Origin of the sequence: Bradyrhizobium sp. SZCCHNS3002, assembly GCF_032377435.1 — a bacterium.
In the GTDB taxonomy this organism is placed as follows: domain Bacteria; phylum Pseudomonadota; class Alphaproteobacteria; order Rhizobiales; family Xanthobacteraceae; genus Bradyrhizobium.
Genome location: NZ_JAUHHY010000003.1, coordinates 323,387 through 339,970, shown reverse-complemented (window position 1 = coordinate 339,970; position 16,584 = coordinate 323,387). Strand labels below are relative to the sequence as shown.

15 protein-coding genes are annotated in these 16,584 nt (G+C 67.6%); 4 read left to right on the top strand and 11 right to left on the bottom strand.

From position 1 onward, the window contains the following. Positions 1-12: 12 nt before the first annotated feature. The 4 genes from QW845_RS08710 to QW845_RS08695 form a co-directional block, all read right to left on the bottom strand. Positions 13-1,110 carry a D-alanine--D-alanine ligase family protein gene (locus QW845_RS08710; protein ID WP_315801184.1) on the bottom strand — a complete coding sequence of 366 codons (1,098 nt, stop codon included), beginning with the start codon at positions 1,108-1,110 and terminating at the stop codon, positions 13-15. Between the two features lie 99 nt (positions 1,111-1,209). Further along, positions 1,210-1,746, bottom strand: coding sequence for a thermonuclease family protein (locus tag QW845_RS08705; protein WP_315801379.1), 537 nt, complete (start codon positions 1,744-1,746; stop codon positions 1,210-1,212). A 152-nt stretch (positions 1,747-1,898) separates the two neighbouring features. Continuing rightward, on the bottom strand, positions 1,899-2,081 hold the full coding sequence (locus QW845_RS08700; protein WP_409997892.1) for a hypothetical protein: 183 nt from the start codon (positions 2,079-2,081) through the stop codon (positions 1,899-1,901). 165 nt (positions 2,082-2,246) lie between these two features. Beyond that, a complete protein-coding gene (locus QW845_RS08695; RefSeq protein WP_315801182.1) occupies positions 2,247-2,660 on the bottom strand; it encodes a hypothetical protein in 414 nt (137 codons plus the stop codon). 409 nt (positions 2,661-3,069) lie between these two features. On the opposite strand from QW845_RS08695, the gene QW845_RS08690 reads away from it, so the two are divergent. Both QW845_RS08690 and QW845_RS08685 read left to right on the top strand, forming a co-directional pair. Then, positions 3,070-4,017: a sensor histidine kinase gene (locus tag QW845_RS08690; protein WP_315801181.1), complete on the top strand. Its 948-nt coding sequence runs from the start codon at positions 3,070-3,072 to the stop codon at positions 4,015-4,017. A gap of 339 nt (positions 4,018-4,356) precedes the next feature. Beyond that, entirely contained in the window at positions 4,357-5,370 is a 1,014-nt protein-coding gene (locus QW845_RS08685) for an NAD(P)-dependent alcohol dehydrogenase (protein WP_315801180.1), read from the top strand. A gap of 84 nt (positions 5,371-5,454) precedes the next feature. Here the strand turns inward: QW845_RS08685 and QW845_RS08680 are convergent, their stop codons facing one another. From QW845_RS08680 to QW845_RS08655, 6 genes are all read right to left on the bottom strand, one after another. After that, positions 5,455-6,369, bottom strand: a complete 915-nt coding sequence (locus tag QW845_RS08680) for a DMT family transporter (protein WP_315801179.1) — start codon at positions 6,367-6,369, stop codon at positions 5,455-5,457. A gap of 368 nt (positions 6,370-6,737) precedes the next feature. Continuing rightward, complete coding sequence (locus QW845_RS08675) at positions 6,738-7,910, bottom strand: M20 aminoacylase family protein (protein ID WP_315801178.1); 1,173 nt, start codon at positions 7,908-7,910, stop codon at positions 6,738-6,740. A gap of 193 nt (positions 7,911-8,103) precedes the next feature. After that, a complete protein-coding gene (locus QW845_RS08670) occupies positions 8,104-8,316 on the bottom strand; it encodes a hypothetical protein (RefSeq protein ID WP_315801177.1) in 213 nt (70 codons plus the stop codon). Positions 8,317-8,400: 84 nt separating this feature from the next. After that, the gene (locus QW845_RS08665) at positions 8,401-10,146 is read right to left on the bottom strand and encodes a CYTH and CHAD domain-containing protein (RefSeq protein WP_315801176.1); all 1,746 of its coding nucleotides are present in this window, start codon (positions 10,144-10,146) and stop codon (positions 8,401-8,403) included. Positions 10,147-10,386: 240 nt separating this feature from the next. Then, positions 10,387-11,340, bottom strand: coding sequence for an exopolysaccharide biosynthesis protein (locus QW845_RS08660; RefSeq protein WP_315801175.1), 954 nt, complete (start codon positions 11,338-11,340; stop codon positions 10,387-10,389). Between the two features lie 28 nt (positions 11,341-11,368). Beyond that, positions 11,369-12,346 carry a TerC family protein gene (locus QW845_RS08655; RefSeq protein WP_315801174.1) on the bottom strand — a complete coding sequence of 326 codons (978 nt, stop codon included), beginning with the start codon at positions 12,344-12,346 and terminating at the stop codon, positions 11,369-11,371. Between the two features lie 556 nt (positions 12,347-12,902). Between QW845_RS08655 and QW845_RS08650 the strand changes: the two genes are divergently transcribed. Together QW845_RS08650 and ftsH are read left to right on the top strand one after the other, a co-directional pair. Then, positions 12,903-13,856, top strand: a complete 954-nt coding sequence (locus tag QW845_RS08650; protein ID WP_315801173.1) for a lipid kinase — start codon at positions 12,903-12,905, stop codon at positions 13,854-13,856. Positions 13,857-13,922: 66 nt separating this feature from the next. After that, positions 13,923-15,770: an ATP-dependent zinc metalloprotease FtsH gene (gene ftsH / locus QW845_RS08645; protein WP_315801172.1), complete on the top strand. Its 1,848-nt coding sequence runs from the start codon at positions 13,923-13,925 to the stop codon at positions 15,768-15,770. Positions 15,771-15,851: 81 nt separating this feature from the next. Here the strand turns inward: ftsH and QW845_RS08640 are convergent, their stop codons facing one another. After that, positions 15,852-16,394: a cytochrome b gene (locus QW845_RS08640; RefSeq protein WP_315801171.1), complete on the bottom strand. Its 543-nt coding sequence runs from the start codon at positions 16,392-16,394 to the stop codon at positions 15,852-15,854. Positions 16,395-16,584 lie beyond the last annotated feature (190 nt).

The following is a 16,584-nucleotide window of genomic DNA, read 5'->3' as shown; positions in this document are numbered from 1 at the left end:
CAGAAGCGTTCCTCAGCGCTGCGACGCCAATTCTCTCAGCCGCGCATGACGCGCCAGCGCATGCGCGATCAGACGATCCATCAGCGCCGGCTGGGGCAGGCCGGTGGCCTCCCACATCTTCGGGTACATGCTGATATTGGTGAAGCCCGGCAGGGTGTTCACCTCGTTGACGTAGACCTCCTCGCCGCGGACGAAGAAGTCGACGCGCGCGAGACTCTCGCAACAGAGCACGCCGAACACCTCGGTGGCCATCTTGCGGATGCGCGCGGCGAGGGCGGGCTCGACCTGCGCCGGGACGTGCAGCGAGGCGCCCTTGGCATCGGTGTACTTGGCTTCATAGGAATAGAAGCCGTGGCTGTCGGCGGGCACGATCTCGCCGAGCTCGGAAGCCGCGACCTCGCCGTCGGCATGCTCGAGCACGGCGCATTCGATCTCGCGCACCGGGCTGATGCAGCGCTCGATCAGGATCTTGCCGTCGAAGCGCAGCGCGAGGCGGCAGGCAGCGTCGAACTCCGCTTCGTTGCGCGCCTTGGAGATGCCGACGGAGGAGCCGAGATTGGCCGGCTTGACGAACAGCTCGGGCGAGCCCACCGCGGCGACCGCCGCCTCATAGCTCACCGGTGATGCGGCCGTCATCGTGACGAACGGCACGATCGGCAGGCCGGCGTCGCGCAGCAGGCGCTTGGCGACGTCCTTGTCCATCGCCGCCGCCGATCCCATCACGCGGCCGCCGACATAGGCGACATCGGCGAGCTCCAGCGCGCCCTGCACGGTGCCGTCCTCGCCGTTCGGACCGTGCAGCACCGGGAAGACGACGTCGAAGGCGAGCTCGCGCAGGGGCCCGTCGCCGATGACCAGCGCGCGGCCCCGGCCGGCCGGCAGCAGCACGATCTGCGGGCCGTCCGCGGGCACTGTCAGGGCCGCGCCTGTGCCGTCATTCGCGGCGTCGGCGAGCACCCAGCGTCCCTCGGTGGTGATGCCGATCAGCGTGACGGCGTAGCGGCCGGCATCGAGCGAGCGGACAATGTTGGCCGCCGAGGCGCGCGAGACGTCGTGCTCCGCCGAGCGCCCACCGAACAGGATCGCCACGCGCGTCTTTGTCTCTGTCATCGTCCTCGTCCAGCCCTGGTCCTTGCGGTGCGCGACCGTACAGCGAGACGCCGAGGCGTGGCAATTGAGCTGTTGTGCCGGTGGACAAGGCGGCGCCACTCAACGCCAGCCGATCCCGCCGTCCGAGCACACCGCCGTCGTTCCACCTGAATGCATGCAGCTGCGATAGAGCGGCGGCTCGGTGAAGCGGCCCGACCAGATGCCGCGGCCGGCGCGGCGGGCGGCGCGCTGATCGGCGGTGTAAACGCCGCGCGAATATTGCGGCTCCTCGACCGCGAGCCCGCGCGCCACCATGAACTGGCCGAGATCCGTCGCGCCGGCTGCGCAGCGCGCGACGATGCGGCCGTAGCGATCGCCATCAACCGGCAGGCAGCGCAGAACCTTGCCGCGCGTGAACGCGTCCAGCGTGTTGGCGGCCAGCGCGCCGCAACGATATGGCTTGCGGTCGCGGCCGCGGCAGAGCTGCGCGCTTTCGGGCGCGTCGATGCCCCACAGGCGAATCCGCTCGCCATGAATGTCCAGCGTGTCGCCATCGACGATGCTGACGCGGCCGACGAGCTCGGCGGCTGCGGCGGGGAAGCTGAGGAGAAGCGGCAGAACGAGGCAGGCGAGGCGGGGGAGGAGACGTCGCAAGATCGGCACCTGTGGCGCTGAGAGGGGCGTGATCGCTCGCTGCGCGAATCGATCGCGGATCATCCCGATCTATAGCGAAGTGGAGTTGCGCGATTGTGTGGCGAGCACCGCGACAGCAGCGGAGCGCAATCGGAGCAGGTCGTCGCGAGAGCGGTTCAGCGAAGGCCGGCGTCCGCGTGGCTGTCGGGTGCGCGCGCCGCGCGTTCGACCTCGGCGGCGAGCATGCTCAGATGCTCGGCCAGGCGCGCGAACAGCTCGCGCTTGTCGCGGTCGGTGGCGAGATCACGAATGAGGGCGCATTCTGCCGCGTCGGCCCGCAGCTTGTCCGGCTGGGTCATAAACTCTGACATGTTCCGCTTCCCTGCCGCGCCGGCAACAGTTCAGAACGGTGGATCTTCATGTTTGTTCCGGGTGTCGATGTATTTTTGCGAGTGCAGCGCTCGGTCCTGATCGGAGTACCTCCGCGGATCAGAGGCGACACACGACGCGCGCGGTTCGACTGTCTATCGTTCACCGGGCCACCATGTCGAGGCCGGATGTGCGGCCGAGATCTTGGTCTCGCGCAATGCCACCAGCGCGCTGCGCTTGTAGGGATGACCGCGAAGCCGCGAACAGTCCTGGCAGCGCATGTAGCGCTCGAGCTCATGGATCGGCGTCGTCTTGGCGCGCCTGATGACGTCGAGCGCGACCGTCTGATTGGTGTCGCAGCCGAGGCAGCGCACTTCGAGATAGTAGTAGCCCGCGTTCAGCGCATCGCCGAGCAGCGGCGACGGCTGCGCCGGTCCCTTGTAGCCGAGCATGCGCTTGTTCCAGGCGTCGCAGGCCAGACGATCCGCTTCCTTGCGTGCGCGCGCGGCCTGCTCCTGCGCGATGCGGATGCCGGCACCGTAGAGTCTCTCGCGCGATTTCGTCGTCATGGTCGCATGATCGACGCTGCGGCGCTCAGCGGCAAGCCGCTAGGATTAGCGCAACAAGAGGCGCTGGATACAAGCTCTCTTACGTGCAGCGCTCCGATACCATCGCCAATCAGTTCGTCGGCGCGGCCTGCGACGAACTGATCGTGCAACGTCCGGCATTCGTGCTACTCGGACGCGACGCGGAGTAGCACCGATGCCCTCGAGCAGCCCCGATGCAGCGCGCTTCACGCTATGCAGTGACGCATGTCTGTCACGATTGAATGGTGGCTTCTCCCACGGCGCGGCATGATGCGGTCCGGCGATGGTAAAAGGGACGGCTGAACGCAACGGCACTGCAAAAGTTCCTAAAATTTTTGCACCTGAGTGGCAGTTCCTTCAGCTTGTTCCCGGCGGCGTCGGGCGATAGACGTTGCGCTCGGGGTCAGTCGTGCGAGTGGGTCAGCGTTTCTCAGATTGGATCGGTCGGGGCAGACAGTGGTCGGCGACCACGTTTCTGCTCACCACGTTTGCTGTCGCGATTTCGACCGCAGGCCGGATCGGGTTGGATTTCGCCGGCGCGACGCTGCCCTACGCGACCTTCTATCCCGCGGTCGTGTTCGCCGCGCTGCTCGGCGGCATTCCCGCGGCCATTTTTGCCGCCTGGCTCTCGGCCACAGTGGTGCTGGTGGGCTTCACCGACCGTCCTGATCATACCGAGGCGGTCAACCTCGTCGGGTTCCTGAGCACTGCGGCGCTGATCATCTGGCTTGCGCATCTCTGTCGCGGCGCGCTGATCGAGCTGAAGCGCAGCGAGCATGCGCGCGAATTGCTGCTCGGCGAGCTGAGGCATCGCGTGAACAATCAGCTCGCGCTGTTTCAGGCGATCGTCAGATCGAGCCTGTCGGGCGAGGATCGCGCCAAGGGAGAAGCGATCGCGCTGCGGCTCGATGCCGTCGCGCGCGCCAACAGTCTGGCCTGGTCGGATCACCGCCTGATGACCTTGCGCATGCTGCTCGACGTCGAGCTGCAGCCGTATCGCGCCTCCGGCGCGGTGACGGTCGAGGGGCCGGACATGCCGCTGGGGCCGGAGGCGGTGCGCAACCTCGCGCTGGTGTTTCACGAGCTCGCGACCAACGCCGTCAAATACGGCGCGCTGCGCGGCCCGGGCGGACGGCTCGAGCTGCAGATTGCGCAGGAAGGCGGCCGGGGCACCGTGGCCTGGCGCGAACTCGGTCCGCACCCGATCGAGCCGCCCGGGAAAGAGGGGTTCGGCACGCGCATGATCCGGGCAAGCCTTGCGGCGATCGGCGGCAGCATCGAGCAGGATTATCGCGACGAAGGTCTGGTCTGCCGGATCAGGTTCGAAGCGGCGATGTGACGGCGTGTCGTCGGTCGGTGTGCGGTTCCTCGCAGGCGTCGCATGTCTCGCGGCGCGCGGCATGGCTGCGATGCGAAACGCGCAGCAGCGCTGCCGCGTATGTGTTCGATGGAACGACGCGACATGCTGCTGCTGGTTGGATTGCTGCTGCTCTCGATCACCATCACCTGGGTTGGCACGGAGTATGTGCTGAACCATGTCGTGATCCCGCTGATCGATGACTGAGGGCCGCGTCGTTTGTCCGTCGCGCGGAACGCACTCGGCTTGATCGCCGGCACGAAACGCTTCACCATTCCCGTCAGAACAACAAGGCGGCGCCGCAGGGGCGGGAGACATCCGATGCAATGTTACGAGCTGCAGGGGCCCGGCGGAATCGATGCGCTGGCGCTGGTCGACAAACCGGTGCCGCAGCCGGGGCGAGGCGAGGTGCTGGTGCGGCTAACCGCGGCGAGCATCAACTATCGCGACCTGCTCACGGTGAGGGGCGGCTACGGCTCGCGGCAGAAATTTCCGCTGGTGCCGCTGTCCGACGGCGCGGGCGTGGTCGAGGCGGTCGGTGAGGGTGTCGCGGCGTTCGCGGCCGGCGACCGTGTCATCGGCAGCTTCTTCGAGAGCTGGACCGGCGGCGAGCCGAGCGAGGCGAAGATGCGCGCGGCGCTGGGCGGCGCCGTCGACGGCACGTTGACGCAGTATCGGGTGTTTCCGATGCAGGCGCTGGTGCGGACGCCGGCGCATCTCACCGACATCGAGGCTGCGACCTTGCCCTGCGCCGGCGTCACCGCCTGGAGTGCGGTGATCAAGCTCGGCGGCATCGGGCCCGGCCAGACCGTGCTGACGCAAGGCAGCGGCGGCGTCTCGATCTTCGCGCTGCAGATCGCGAAGATGGCCGGCGCGCGGGTGATCGCGACGTCGTCGAGCGAGGCCAAGATCGCGCGGCTGGCGGCGCTCGGCGCCGACGTGACGCTGAACTACAAGCAGGTGCCGGACTGGGGCAAGAAGGCGCGCGAGATCACCGGGCAGGGCGTCGATCTCGTGGTCGAGGTCGGCGGCGTCGGCACGCTGAACGAATCGATCCGCGCCACCCGGATCGGCGGCACCATCGCCTTCATCGGCGTGCTCGCCGGCGCGCCGGCCTCGGAGCTGCGGCTGCCGCTGATGGTGATGCAGCAGCAGCGGCTGCAGGGCGTCACGGTCGGCGCGGTCGATGATCTCCAGGCGCTGGCGAACGCGCTGGCGCTGCATCAGGTGAAGCCGGTGGTCGATCGCGTGTTTCCGTTCAGCGAGGCACGCGAGGCGTTCCACTACATGGCGAGCGGCGCGCATCTCGGGAAGGTCGCGATCGCGATCGGGTGAGGCGTGGTTTGCTCGCTCCGCGTAGCCCGGGCGAGCGAAGCGACCCCGGGCAACCGTCCCCGCATGTCGCTGCGCTCATGCGGGCTACGACGCTTCCCGATCTTTCGTGACCGCCTTGCGCACCGGCATCGTCATTGCGAGCACGCCGATGATGATGCAGCCGAGCCCGATCCACGCCGTCGGCGCGAGGTGCTCGCCGAGGCCGGCGACGGCGATCGCAACGCCGATCGGCACCCGCAGATAGGATTGCGCGGTCGCGCCGATCGAGCCGAGCGTCTGCACCAAGCGGAAATAGATCACCATCGCGGCGGCGGTCGAGACGGTCGCGAGCGCGGTCAGCGCCAGCACCGAGCGCAGCGACGGTGCCAGCGCCCATGGATGGTCGACGACGAGCGCGACTGGTATCAGCACCGCGGCGCCCGACAGCAGCGATCCCGCGGCCGGCAGCATCGGATCGAGCCCCTTGAAGCTCTTGCCCAGGATCGCAGCGCCGGCATAGCAGATGGTGGCGGCGACGATCGCGAGCTGGGCCCATAATTGCTGGCCAAGCCCGTGCAGCGCCTCGACGCCGACGATGAGGCTGGTGCCGGCGAGGCCGGCCGCGACGCCGATCAGCTTGCGCAGCGTGACGGGCTCGTGGCGCGTGACCAGCGCGGTCAGAAGGAAGGTGAAGATCGGCGAGGTCGCGTTCAGGATCGTGGCGAGGCCTGCCTCGATGGTGCGCTCGGCCCACGCGATGAGCGTGAATGGAACGACGCTGTTGAGGCCGGCCTGGATCAGAAAGCGTTGCCAGATCCTGCGCTCGCGCGGCCAGGCGAGGCCGCGGCTGCGGATGATCGCGGCCAGCAGCAGCCCCGCAATCAGCGTGCGCGCGGCGATCAGGGTCAGTGGCGGGATCGTCTCGACGCCGATCCTGATCAGGGTGTAGGAGGCGCCCCACAGGGTGGAGAGCAGAAGCAGGAGGGCGAGGTCTCGGGGGAGGTCGGAGCTGCGCTGCATATGGGCCTCGCGGACGGAGAGGGAGCCCTTCTCCTAGCCGCTGGCCGCGCGCGACGTTTCGATAGGGAGCGAACTGTTCCCTTGGAGTTCGAAGCGCACGCCAGTCTGGTTCGCGCACTGCGCCCCTGGATCGCTTCGCTGGCGCTCGCGATGTCGGAGCTTGGAGGGCTTCCGGTGCCCACCACCGGCGTCATTGCGAGCGAAGGAATCCAGTCTGTAGGGTGGGCAAAGGCGCGGCCGTGCTGTTTCGTCGCGTGAGATCGTGGTGGCGCCGTGCCCACCATCTCGCAGCGGAGAATGCCGCGCGACGGTGGGCACGCTGCCGCCTTCGGCGGCTGCTTTGCCCACCTTACGTTTTCGTCAGCCGATCAGTTCGCCGGCATGCTCTTCTCGACCAGCTTCACCCAGTACGACGCACCGGCGCTGAGGATGTTGTCGTTGAAGCGGTAGGCCGGATGGTGGCACTCGTTGCCGGGACCCATTCCGAGGAACACGAACGCACCGGGGCGGGCCTCCAGCATGAAGGCGAAGTCCTCGCCGCCCATCAGCGGAATGGCGCGGTCGTTGACGCGCTCCTGGCCAGCGATCTCGCGGGCGACGTCGGCGGCGAAAGCCGCCTGCGCAGGGTGGTTCATCGTCACCGGATATTTGCGCTCGTAGATCGCTTCCGCCGAGCCGCCATAGGCGCGCGCGGTGGCTTCGGTGACCTCGACGATCCGCTTCTCGACGAGATCGCGGATCTCCGGATCGAGCGTGCGCACGGTGCCGAGCATCTCGACCGTCTCGGGGATCACGTTGAAGGTGGTGCCGCCGTGAATCGAGCAGACCGAGATGACGGCGGATTTCAATGGGTCGACGTTGCGGGCGACGATCGATTGCAGCGCGTTGACGATCTGCGAGGCGATCAGGATGCTGTCGATCGCCCGGTGCGGGCCGGCGCCGCCATGGCCACCCTTGCCGGTGACCTTGATGTGGATCGCGTCGGCCGAGGCGAGCATCGGTCCGGGCGAGATCTCGAAATGGCCTTCGGGGACGCCCGGCATGTTGTGCATGCCGTAGACCTCCTGGATGCCCCAGCGCGTCATCAGGCCGTCGTCGACCATCGCCTTGCCGCCGGCGCCGCCTTCCTCGGCCGGCTGGAAGATGACGATCGCCGTGCCGTCGAAATTGCGGGTCTCGGCGAGATATTTGGCGGCACCCAGCAGCATCGCGGTGTGGCCGTCATGGCCGCAGGCATGCATCAGGCCCGGCGTCTTCGAGGCGTAGGGCACGCCCGAGGTCTCCTCGATCGGCAGCGCGTCCATGTCGGCGCGCAGGCCGATGGTTTTGCCGGAGGCCGACTTGCGGCCGCGGATCACGCCGACCACGCCGGTGCGGCCGATGCCGGTCACGACCTCGTCGCAGCCGAATTCGCGCAGTTTGTCGGCGACGATGCCGGCGGTGCGATGCACCTCGTACAACAGCTCGGGATGTTCGTGGAAATCGTGGCGCCAGGCGGCCATTTCGTCGGAGAGAGCGGCAATGCTGTTGAGGATGGGCATGAGGACCGGATGACTCGCTGAAGTGGAATGGGACGCTGCAGTGATGCGGCCAGACCGGCCGGCAGCACCGCGCTGTCACCGACTATGACCCGGTCAAAAAAGCCAGGCAAGTTGCGCCCGGCCATGGTGCCATGCGCAGATGCGCGGTCATCTCGACCGACCATGCCGGTCGTTCCGGATTTCGGAACGGGAGTCAGGCGAGCGGAGCGGGGGCCGGCACGCGCGGGTATTTGTGCTCGGGCGGCACCTCCAGCCGGAAGGCCCGCAGCTTCGGCTCGTCCCACGCCGCCAATGGCGTCCCGCAGACGCCGCAGTCGAACCGGCCGGCCGAGCCGACCGCGGATGTCGATTCCGCGATCTCGTAGGCGGCACGGCAATGAGGACACGTCACGCTGGATATCTTCATGGGATCACGCTCCTACATCTCTCGCCCGGATGTCTTGAACCAGATCAATGCGGTCCATGAACCGACGTCATCGGCCTCCGGTCGTCACGCCTCCTCGGCCTCCCACGGCGTCGGCGCCTTGGTGAAGGCGCGCCACGCCTCGCGCAGCGGCTCCTCCACGCCCGCCATGGCATGCGACTGCCAGCCGGTGATCGCGGCGGCCGCGATCGCCGCGTCGGTGGAGGTGGTGCCGAGGGTCTCGATCACGCCGGCGGTGACCGCCATGTCGTTGTAGTGGCCGAGCTGCTCCTGGAAGCCGGCGAGCGTTCTCGCGTATTTCTTCGCCGATTTGCTGGCGCCGTAGAGCGGCAGCAGGAAGTCGATGCTGTAGCGCAGCTTCTTCAGCGCAAGACGCAGCCGGTGGCGGCGCTCGGCCGGCAGTTTCTTGAAGCGGCGACCGCGCTTGAGCACCTTCTGATGGCGCTCCGACAGGACGGGCCCGGCGAAATCGATCGCGGGCGCGGCGAGGCGTCGGAGATCGTCGGGGGAGACGTCGTTGCGCCAGCCGCGGGTCTCGATCCATTCGCCGAGGCCGAGCACGAAAGCGGCGCAGCGGCGCTCGGCAATCGCGATGCGCAGCGTGCGATAGGCGAGCTCGCGCCGCCGCTCGGCGAACGCGCGAAGGGAGTCGAAGCCTGCGACCGTCGGGCAGGCCTCGGCGATCTCGGGCAGCGTGTCGGTCAGGAACACGTCGAGGTCGCGCGCTGCCGAGAGGCTCTGCGCCAGCCAGCGCGCATCCGCCTCGAGGCCGTCGAGCCTCGCCGAGGTCCCGAGCGGCCGCATCAGATGCAGCGCGGCGCGCAGGCGGCGCAGCGCCACCCGCAACTGATGCACGCCTTCCGGATCACGGCCGTCCTCCGCCGCAGGCATCGCCTGCAACAGATGATGCAGGCTGCCGCGCAGGACGATCGCAAAGCTCTCGTCCAGCGACACCGCTGGATCGAGGCACGGCTTGCGCGGCTTCTCGGCGCCGGGAGCCTTGCCCGTGGCGAGATCGAAACCGCGCGCCGACTTGCTGCGGATCGAAGGCCGGATCGCTCCGTGATCGCCGATGCGCTGTGCGATCTCGTAGATGGCGGCGGGGTTGCCGCTCTTGAGCTCCAGCTCGATCTCGCTCACGATCTCGCTGTGCTCGGCGGCCTTGATGACGCCGCTGTCGAACGCGATCTCGATCGTCGCGCCGGGCACGTCGAGCATGCGCGCATGGCGATGCACGTCGGCCGTGAACACCGCTTCGAGCGTTGCATCGGCCAGCGTCGCGCGCAGCTCCTCCGGCAGCAGCGCGGCCGCCAGCGCCGGATCGGGCGCCAGCGAAGATACATTCGCCTCCCATTCGCCGCGCTTGAGCGGATCGTCGCAGTGCTGCGCCTTCACGGTCTGCACGAAGCGCGAGCCGCTCTGGCGCACCCGCAAGGTGAAGCCGTTCTTCCACAGCGTGCGCTTCGGCGTGTCGTAGTAGACCGAGGTCAGATGCTTGCGCGAGCCCTTGTTGCGCGCATGCGCGATGACGACCGGCGCGTTGTTGAAGCCGGCGAGCTGATCGGGTGGGACGAGAAGCTTCAGCTCGATCTCGTGGCCGCTGCCGGCCGCCGGATCCGGCAAGGACGGCGCTGCGGCGTCCACGCTGGGCGCCGTGGCATCACCCTGCGTGACCGCATGATCGGCAAGGTGCTGCGCAGTCAAGCTGTCGGCGGCGCCGCCGGGATCGCTGCTCGCCGACTCGCCACCCTCCCGCACGCCGACCGCATGGCCATCGCCGTGGATCGACGCCGGTGCGTTCGAATCGGGCATGTGTCGATTCTGTAACCGTTTAGTGACAGTCATCTCTCGTATAGCTGCAGCCGGCCCAAAGGGACAGTGGCATTTCTCGCAGGGCGTCGATGATACGCGACGCGCCGGCGCTTACCGGTCGCATTTTTTGTTGCCGCTTCAATGACAAGTGCTCGCGCTTGCGCGGACAGGCGCTCACGGAGATATGTCCGTCGCAGCCGCAATGCACCGTCGCGCGGCCGCGCTGCCACAGCGGGAACTTCAGATCGAGCCGGTGAGCATGAAGCGCGTGGCGACGAAGACGGCGGCTGCGGTGGTCGCAATGCTCGCGGCGGCCACGAGGCCGCGGCCGCGACGCGCCAGCGCGCGGGAGCGCTCGCGGGGATCCTGCGCCGGATCGTAGGATGCGCGCCGGCTGCGGCGGTGGCGCACCGCCTGCACCCAGAGGGCCAGCGCGGCGATGCCGGTTGCCACTGCAAACACGGTTGTCACGCCGGCGGCAAAGCCGAGATCGACACCGATGCTTTCCAGCATGGCCCGCAGTTGCACCGCAAGCCGTGCCAGGAGAGTTGCGGCATAATCGGCCGCCGCCGCGCCGGTGTAGAGCAGAACGGCCGTCCACACCACAGCGGCCATTGCAATCAGGATCGACACCAGCACCGCGAGGCCGTCGCCGGCCATGAAGCCGATCGAGGCGGCGATCAGCGCCAGCGCCGGCATCACGTTGCCCATCGGGATCGGCAGGATGATGGTGACGGCCATCAGCAGCAGCGGCAGCGCGAGCAGCATCCGCGCCGGCCGGCCGGTCAGCCAGACCAGCCGGTCCTCGCGCAGGCCGCGTTCGGCATAGCCCGCCCAGTCCAGCCCGGCGCGGATGATCTTGCGCAGCAGCCGCTGCGGCACCGGCCGGCGGCGCAACTGCTCGGGCAGCCATAGCCGCTCGGCGCCGAACAGGATCTGCAACGCGACCAGCGCGACAAACGTGCCGAACACCATGCCGAATGGGCCAGGCAACGGGATCAGCGCCGGCAGGGTCAGCAGCAGCAGGGTCAGGCCGAGACCTTCCGACTCCAGCCGGTCGAACAACTCGCCGATCGACGGCTCCTCGGACCGCACCGTGCGGGCGATCGCGAGCAGCCGGCGGTTGATCGGCCCGTTGTGTCGGCGCGGCGCCGAGGAGTCCTCATCGTCTGATACGACATCATTCATTGCCACGCAGCAACCTCATGTCCTCTGATCGGCCTCACTTCATCTGCCCGACCGCAGGCCGCGTCTTCCATAGCGAGTACGCGATACCTGCGCCGAGCAGACCGAAGGTGATGCCGAGCGAAATGGCGGGCGGAAACTTCTCCAGCCCGAGCAGGTCGGCCAGGAAGATCTTCGAGCCGATGAAGATCAGCACCGCTGCCAGCGCCAGCTTGAGATACTGGAAGCGATCGACCATCGCGGCCAGCGCGAAATAGAGCGCGCGCAGGCCGAGGATCGCGAAGATGTTCGAGGTGTAGACCACGAACGGGTCGGTCGAGATCGCGAAGATCGCGGGCACCGAGTCGACCGCGAAGATGACGTCGGCGAACTCGATCAGGATCAGCGCCAGGAACAGCGGCGTCATGAACCAGGTCGGCTTGCCGCGCGCGTCAGGCTGGCGCACGAAGAAGCGCTCCTCGTGCAGGCGGTCGGTGACGTCGAAGCGGCGGCGCATCCAGGCCAGCGCCGGATTGGCGCCGACGTCGTGCGGCTTGTCCTTGAACACCAGCATCTTGACGCCGGTCGCGACCAGGAACAGCGCGAACAGATACAGCACCCAGCTCGCCTGGGCGACGATCGCGGCGCCGAGGCCGATCATGATCGCGCGCAGCACGATCACGCCGACGATGCCCCAGAACAGCACGCGGTGCTGATAGGCGCGCGGGATCGCGAAATAGCTGAAGATCATGGCGATGACGAAGACGTTGTCCATCGCCAGCGCCTTCTCGATCGTGAAGGCGGTGAGATAGGCGGTGCCGGCCTCGGCGCCGAGCTGCCACCACACCCAGGCGCCGAAGGCCAGGGCGAGCATGATGTAGACGGCGCTCATGACGAGGCTCTCGCGGACCGAGATCTCGCGCGTCTTGCGATGGAGGATGCCGAGGTCGAAGACGAGGAGAGCGAGCACGATTGCGAGGAAGGCGAGCCACATCCAGACGGGCTTGCCGGCAAACGCGATGAACAGGAATTCCACGACGGGTCCTCTTAATCAGGCCGGTGAGATTGATGTCAGGTCCGACATCGTGAGCGCACCGGCAGCTTCACCAGAGGGGCCCGGACCAGGGGTAGGCGACGGACGTAGGTGTGTGCCGATTGGTTTTCAAGAGCCCGCGGTTTGCGTCAACGTTCAGCAAGATGAACGGCGAGGTGCGACAGAGTGTCTGCCACCCCGGCAGGCGTCTTGCAGGCGGGCGTCGGTCAACTAATTCCAGAGGACCGGAGATCCGGGCCCCTCTGATAGTCCCCGGGACTATGATGTCGGACTCGCTTTCATGACCAATACCGCTGACGGTATTGCGCGCTTTGGAGCGCGGAGGAGTTTGACGAGATGCGGCCGCACGCGTCGCTTGTAGCTATCGGCCCTCGCGGCTCTCGCCCCCCACTTCACCATCCCGACAATCGTCATCCGCGTGCCTTCCGGAATCCTCCGGTTGGGGCCGGGATCGTGATGGAACCGGAGTGCCTGCTCGCCACTTTGTATGGAACCCGCGCGCCGAGGCGCGCTGGCATCTTGTGTACGGGAGACAATCGTGACCACGGGGGGTGACCAGGTATCGATCGCGAAGGCGCCGCCGTCGCGCCCCGCCGTGGCAACGCGCCGCCTCCTGATGATCATCAACCGCGGCAGCCGCTCCGGCGGCGAGGCGGCCGGCATTGCCGTGTCGCGGCTGAGCGCGGCCGGCTATGATCTCGTGATCTCGGCACCGCATAGTCCGCGCGAGGTGGCGCCGTGGATCGAGGCCCATGCCGACGACGCGGAGGCGGTCGTCGTCGCTGGGGGAGACGGCAGCCTGAACGCGGCTGCGCCGGCGCTGGTCAGGACCGGCCTGCCGCTCGGCATCATTCCGGCCGGCACCGCCAACGACCTTGCCCGTACGCTCGGCCTGCCCCAGGACATGGAGGCCGCGGTCGACGTGATCGCCGCCGGCCATCGCCGCCGGATCGATCTCGGCGAGGTCAACGGCCATCCGTTCTTCAACGTCGCCAGCCTCGGCCTGAGCGCCGAGCTCGCGCGTCAACTGACCAAGGAGACCAAGCGCAGGTTCGGTCGGCTCGGCTATGCGGTCACGGCGCTGAAGGTGCTGACCAATGCCCGGCCGTTCCGCGCGATGATCGTGTCGTCCGACGGCGCGGTGCGCGTCAAGACGCTGCAGATCGCGGTCGGCAATGGCCGCTACTACGGCGGCGGCATGGCGGTCGACCACCGTGCCGAGATCGACGATTCCCACCTCGATCTCTATTCGCTGGAGATCGGCCGCGTCTGGAAGCTCTTGGCGATGGCCTATGACTTCCGCAGGGGCCGCCACGGCCTGTGGCAGGAGGTGCGCGCATCGCGCGACACATCATTCGAGATCCGCACCCGGCGGCCGCGCCCGATCAATGCCGACGGCGAGCTCGTCACCTTCACGCCGGCGCGCTTCTCCGTGCTGCCGCGCGCGGTGGCGGTGTTCGTGCCCAAGGCCGCAGCGCAGGACCGCACCTGAGGGCGGCGCCGGATGATCCGCAGGTTGCGGCCGCCCGTTTTCGACTGATCACCGATCGAGAGACCCATGACCAAGCAGACCCGCTTCAATCTCTGGTACGCTGTTGTCGCGATCTTCGTCGCGATGATGATCCACAATGCGTGGACGAGCTATCGCCAGGTCGCCGTCATTCCCTACAGCCAATTCCAGGATCTGCTCAACGCCGGCAAGGTGAAGGAGGTCGGCGTCTCCGAGAACTATCTGGAAGGCACGCTGAAGGAGCCGCTGCCGAGCGGGCAGACGCGCTTCGCGACCACCCGCGTCGACCAGGAGTTCGCCAAGGAGCTCGCCAAGGCCAACGTCACCTTCACCGGCCGGGTCGAGAGCAACATTCTCGGCGACATTCTTTCGCTGGTGATGCCGATCGCTCTGTTCTTCGGCGTCTGGTACTGGCTCTCGCGGCGGATGATGGGCGGCGCCGGTGGGCTCGGCGGCGGCCTGATGCAGATCGGCAAGAGCAAGGCCAAGGTCTATGTCGAGGCCAACACCGGCGTCCGCTTCGAGGACGTCGCCGGCGTCGACGAGGCCAAGGACGAGCTGCGCGAGATCGTGTCCTTCCTGAAGGATCCGAAATCCTATGGCCGGCTCGGCGGCCGCATGCCCAAGGGCGTGCTGCTGGTCGGCCCGCCCGGCACCGGCAAGACCTTGCTCGCCAAGGCGGTCGCGGGCGAGGCCGGCGTGCCGTTCTTCTCGATCTCGGGCTCCGAATTCGTCGAGATGTTCGTCGGCGTCGGCGCGGCGCGCGTGCGCGACCTGTTCGAGCAGGCGCGCGCCAAGGCGCCGGCGATCATCTTCATCGACGAGCTCGATGCGCTCGGACGCGCCCGTGGCATGGGCCCGTTCGCGGGCGGCCATGACGAGAAGGAGCAGACCCTCAACCAGCTCCTGGTCGAGCTCGACGGCTTCGATTCCTCCACCGGCCTCGTGCTGCTCGCGGCGACCAACCGGCCGGAGATTCTCGATCCGGCGCTGCTGCGCGCCGGCCGCTTCGACCGCCAGGTGCTGGTCGACCGTCCCGACAAGCCTGGCCGCATCCAGATCCTCAACGTGCATCTGAAGAAGGCGAAGCTCGCCGCCGACGTCGATCCCGAGAAGGTCGCGGCGCTGACGCCGGGCTTCACCGGCGCCGATCTCGCCAACCTCGTCAACGAGGCGACCCTGCTGGCGACGCGGCGCGGCGCCAACGAGGTGACGCTCGATGATTTCAACAACGCGATCGAGCGCATCGTCGCAGGGCTCGAGAAGCGCAACCGGCTGCTCAATCCGAAGGAGCGCGAGATCGTCGCCTATCACGAGATGGGGCATGCGATCGTGGCGATGAGCCTGCCCGGCACCGATCCCGTGCACAAGGTCTCGATCATTCCGCGCGGCGTCGGCGCGCTCGGCTACACCATCCAGCGTCCGACCGAGGACCGCTTCCTGATGACGCGCGAGGAGCTCGAGAACAAGATGGCGGTGCTGCTCGGCGGCCGCGCCGCGGAGCTCGTGGTCTACGGCCATCTGTCGACGGGCGCCGCGGACGACCTCCGCCGCGTCACCGACATCGCCCGCTCGATGGTGACGCGCTACGGCATGTCGGAGCAGTTGGGCTCGGTCGCCTATGAGCGCGACAACCAGTCGTTCCTGGCGCCGGGCGCCTCGCGCAGCGCCGACTATGGCGAGGCGGCCGGCGACGCGATCGACGCCGAGGTGCGTACCATCGTGACCGCAGCGCTCGAGCGCACCCGCAAGCTGCTGCAGGACAAGCGCGACGTCCTGGAGCGCGCCGCGCGCCGGCTGCTGGTCAAGGAGACGCTCGATGAGAGCGAATTGGCCGCGCTGCTGAAGCAGGACCAGCGCGCCGGCGATCTCGTCGTGGCAGCGAAGCCGATCTAATGGGTCTCCTGCTCGTCGGTTGATCGATGAGCATGACGGGCGAGAGTGATCATTCTACGACGAGATGCGACGCGCCTACGCTCACCGCCGCGGCCACATCCGGGCCAAGGTCTCGTCCTTCTTGACGAACGCGTGCCAGAGCGTGGCCGCGATGTGCAGGCCGACCACGAGATAGACCAGATAGGCCAGCGTATCGTGCGTGACCTCGCCGGCATGGGCGATCGCCTTGTCGCCGGCGAACAGCCGCGGCCAGCTGAAGGTTCCGAAATAACGCAGCGAATAGCCGCCGGCCGACGAGAACATGTAGCCGGTCACCGGCATCACCAGCAGCACGGCATAGAGCGCCCAGTGATTGAGCTGCGACAGCGCGCGGACAACCGGACCGAACGCCGCGGGTGCGGGCGGGGCGCTGGTGCGGGCCCGCACGATCAGCCGGGCGATCGCCAGCAGAAACAGCGTGATGCCGAGCGACTTGTGGATTTCCAGGAGCTCGCGCCGTGGCGACGTCCCCGCCGGCTGCAGCCCGCAATACAGGCCGATCAGCATGGCCGCGATGAAGAGCAGGGCGGTGGTCCAGTGAATCCATCGCAGCAGGGGATCATAGGCGGTCGTCGTCTCGATCATATCCGGGTCTCGCACGCGCAAGGGAGCGGCCTGCATAAGACCACGCTGGCGCGATGTCGAAGGATCAGAGGTCGACGTCCTCTCGCACGACAACTGGATGAGGGTCTCTCTCGATCATTTCTGGGTGATGCGAGCTGCGCGGAGACGGTCGCTGCTGCGATCCCGAGAGCAATCTGACAGGCCGAGCAGC

What these genes read in the sequence shown, in the direction of transcription:
- QW845_RS08710 (WP_315801184.1), bottom strand. Translation starts at nt 1,110, where the DNA reads ATGACAGAGACAAAGACGCGCGTGGCGATCCTGTTCGGTGGGCGCTCG.
- QW845_RS08700 (WP_409997892.1), bottom strand. Translation starts at nt 2,081, where the DNA reads ATGACCCAGCCGGACAAGCTGCGGGCCGACGCGGCAGAATGCGCCCTC.
- QW845_RS08695 (WP_315801182.1), bottom strand. Translation starts at nt 2,660, where the DNA reads ATGACGACGAAATCGCGCGAGAGACTCTACGGTGCCGGCATCCGCATC.
- QW845_RS08685 (WP_315801180.1), top strand. Translation starts at nt 4,357, where the DNA reads ATGCAATGTTACGAGCTGCAGGGGCCCGGCGGAATCGATGCGCTGGCG.
- QW845_RS08680 (WP_315801179.1), bottom strand. Translation starts at nt 6,369, where the DNA reads ATGCAGCGCAGCTCCGACCTCCCCCGAGACCTCGCCCTCCTGCTTCTG.
- QW845_RS08675 (WP_315801178.1), bottom strand. Translation starts at nt 7,910, where the DNA reads ATGCCCATCCTCAACAGCATTGCCGCTCTCTCCGACGAAATGGCCGCC.
- QW845_RS08670 (WP_315801177.1), bottom strand. Translation starts at nt 8,316, where the DNA reads ATGAAGATATCCAGCGTGACGTGTCCTCATTGCCGTGCCGCCTACGAG.
- QW845_RS08665 (WP_315801176.1), bottom strand. Translation starts at nt 10,146, where the DNA reads ATGCCCGATTCGAACGCACCGGCGTCGATCCACGGCGATGGCCATGCG.
- ftsH (WP_315801172.1), top strand. Translation starts at nt 13,923, where the DNA reads ATGACCAAGCAGACCCGCTTCAATCTCTGGTACGCTGTTGTCGCGATC.
- QW845_RS08640 (WP_315801171.1), bottom strand. Translation starts at nt 16,394, where the DNA reads ATGATCGAGACGACGACCGCCTATGATCCCCTGCTGCGATGGATTCAC.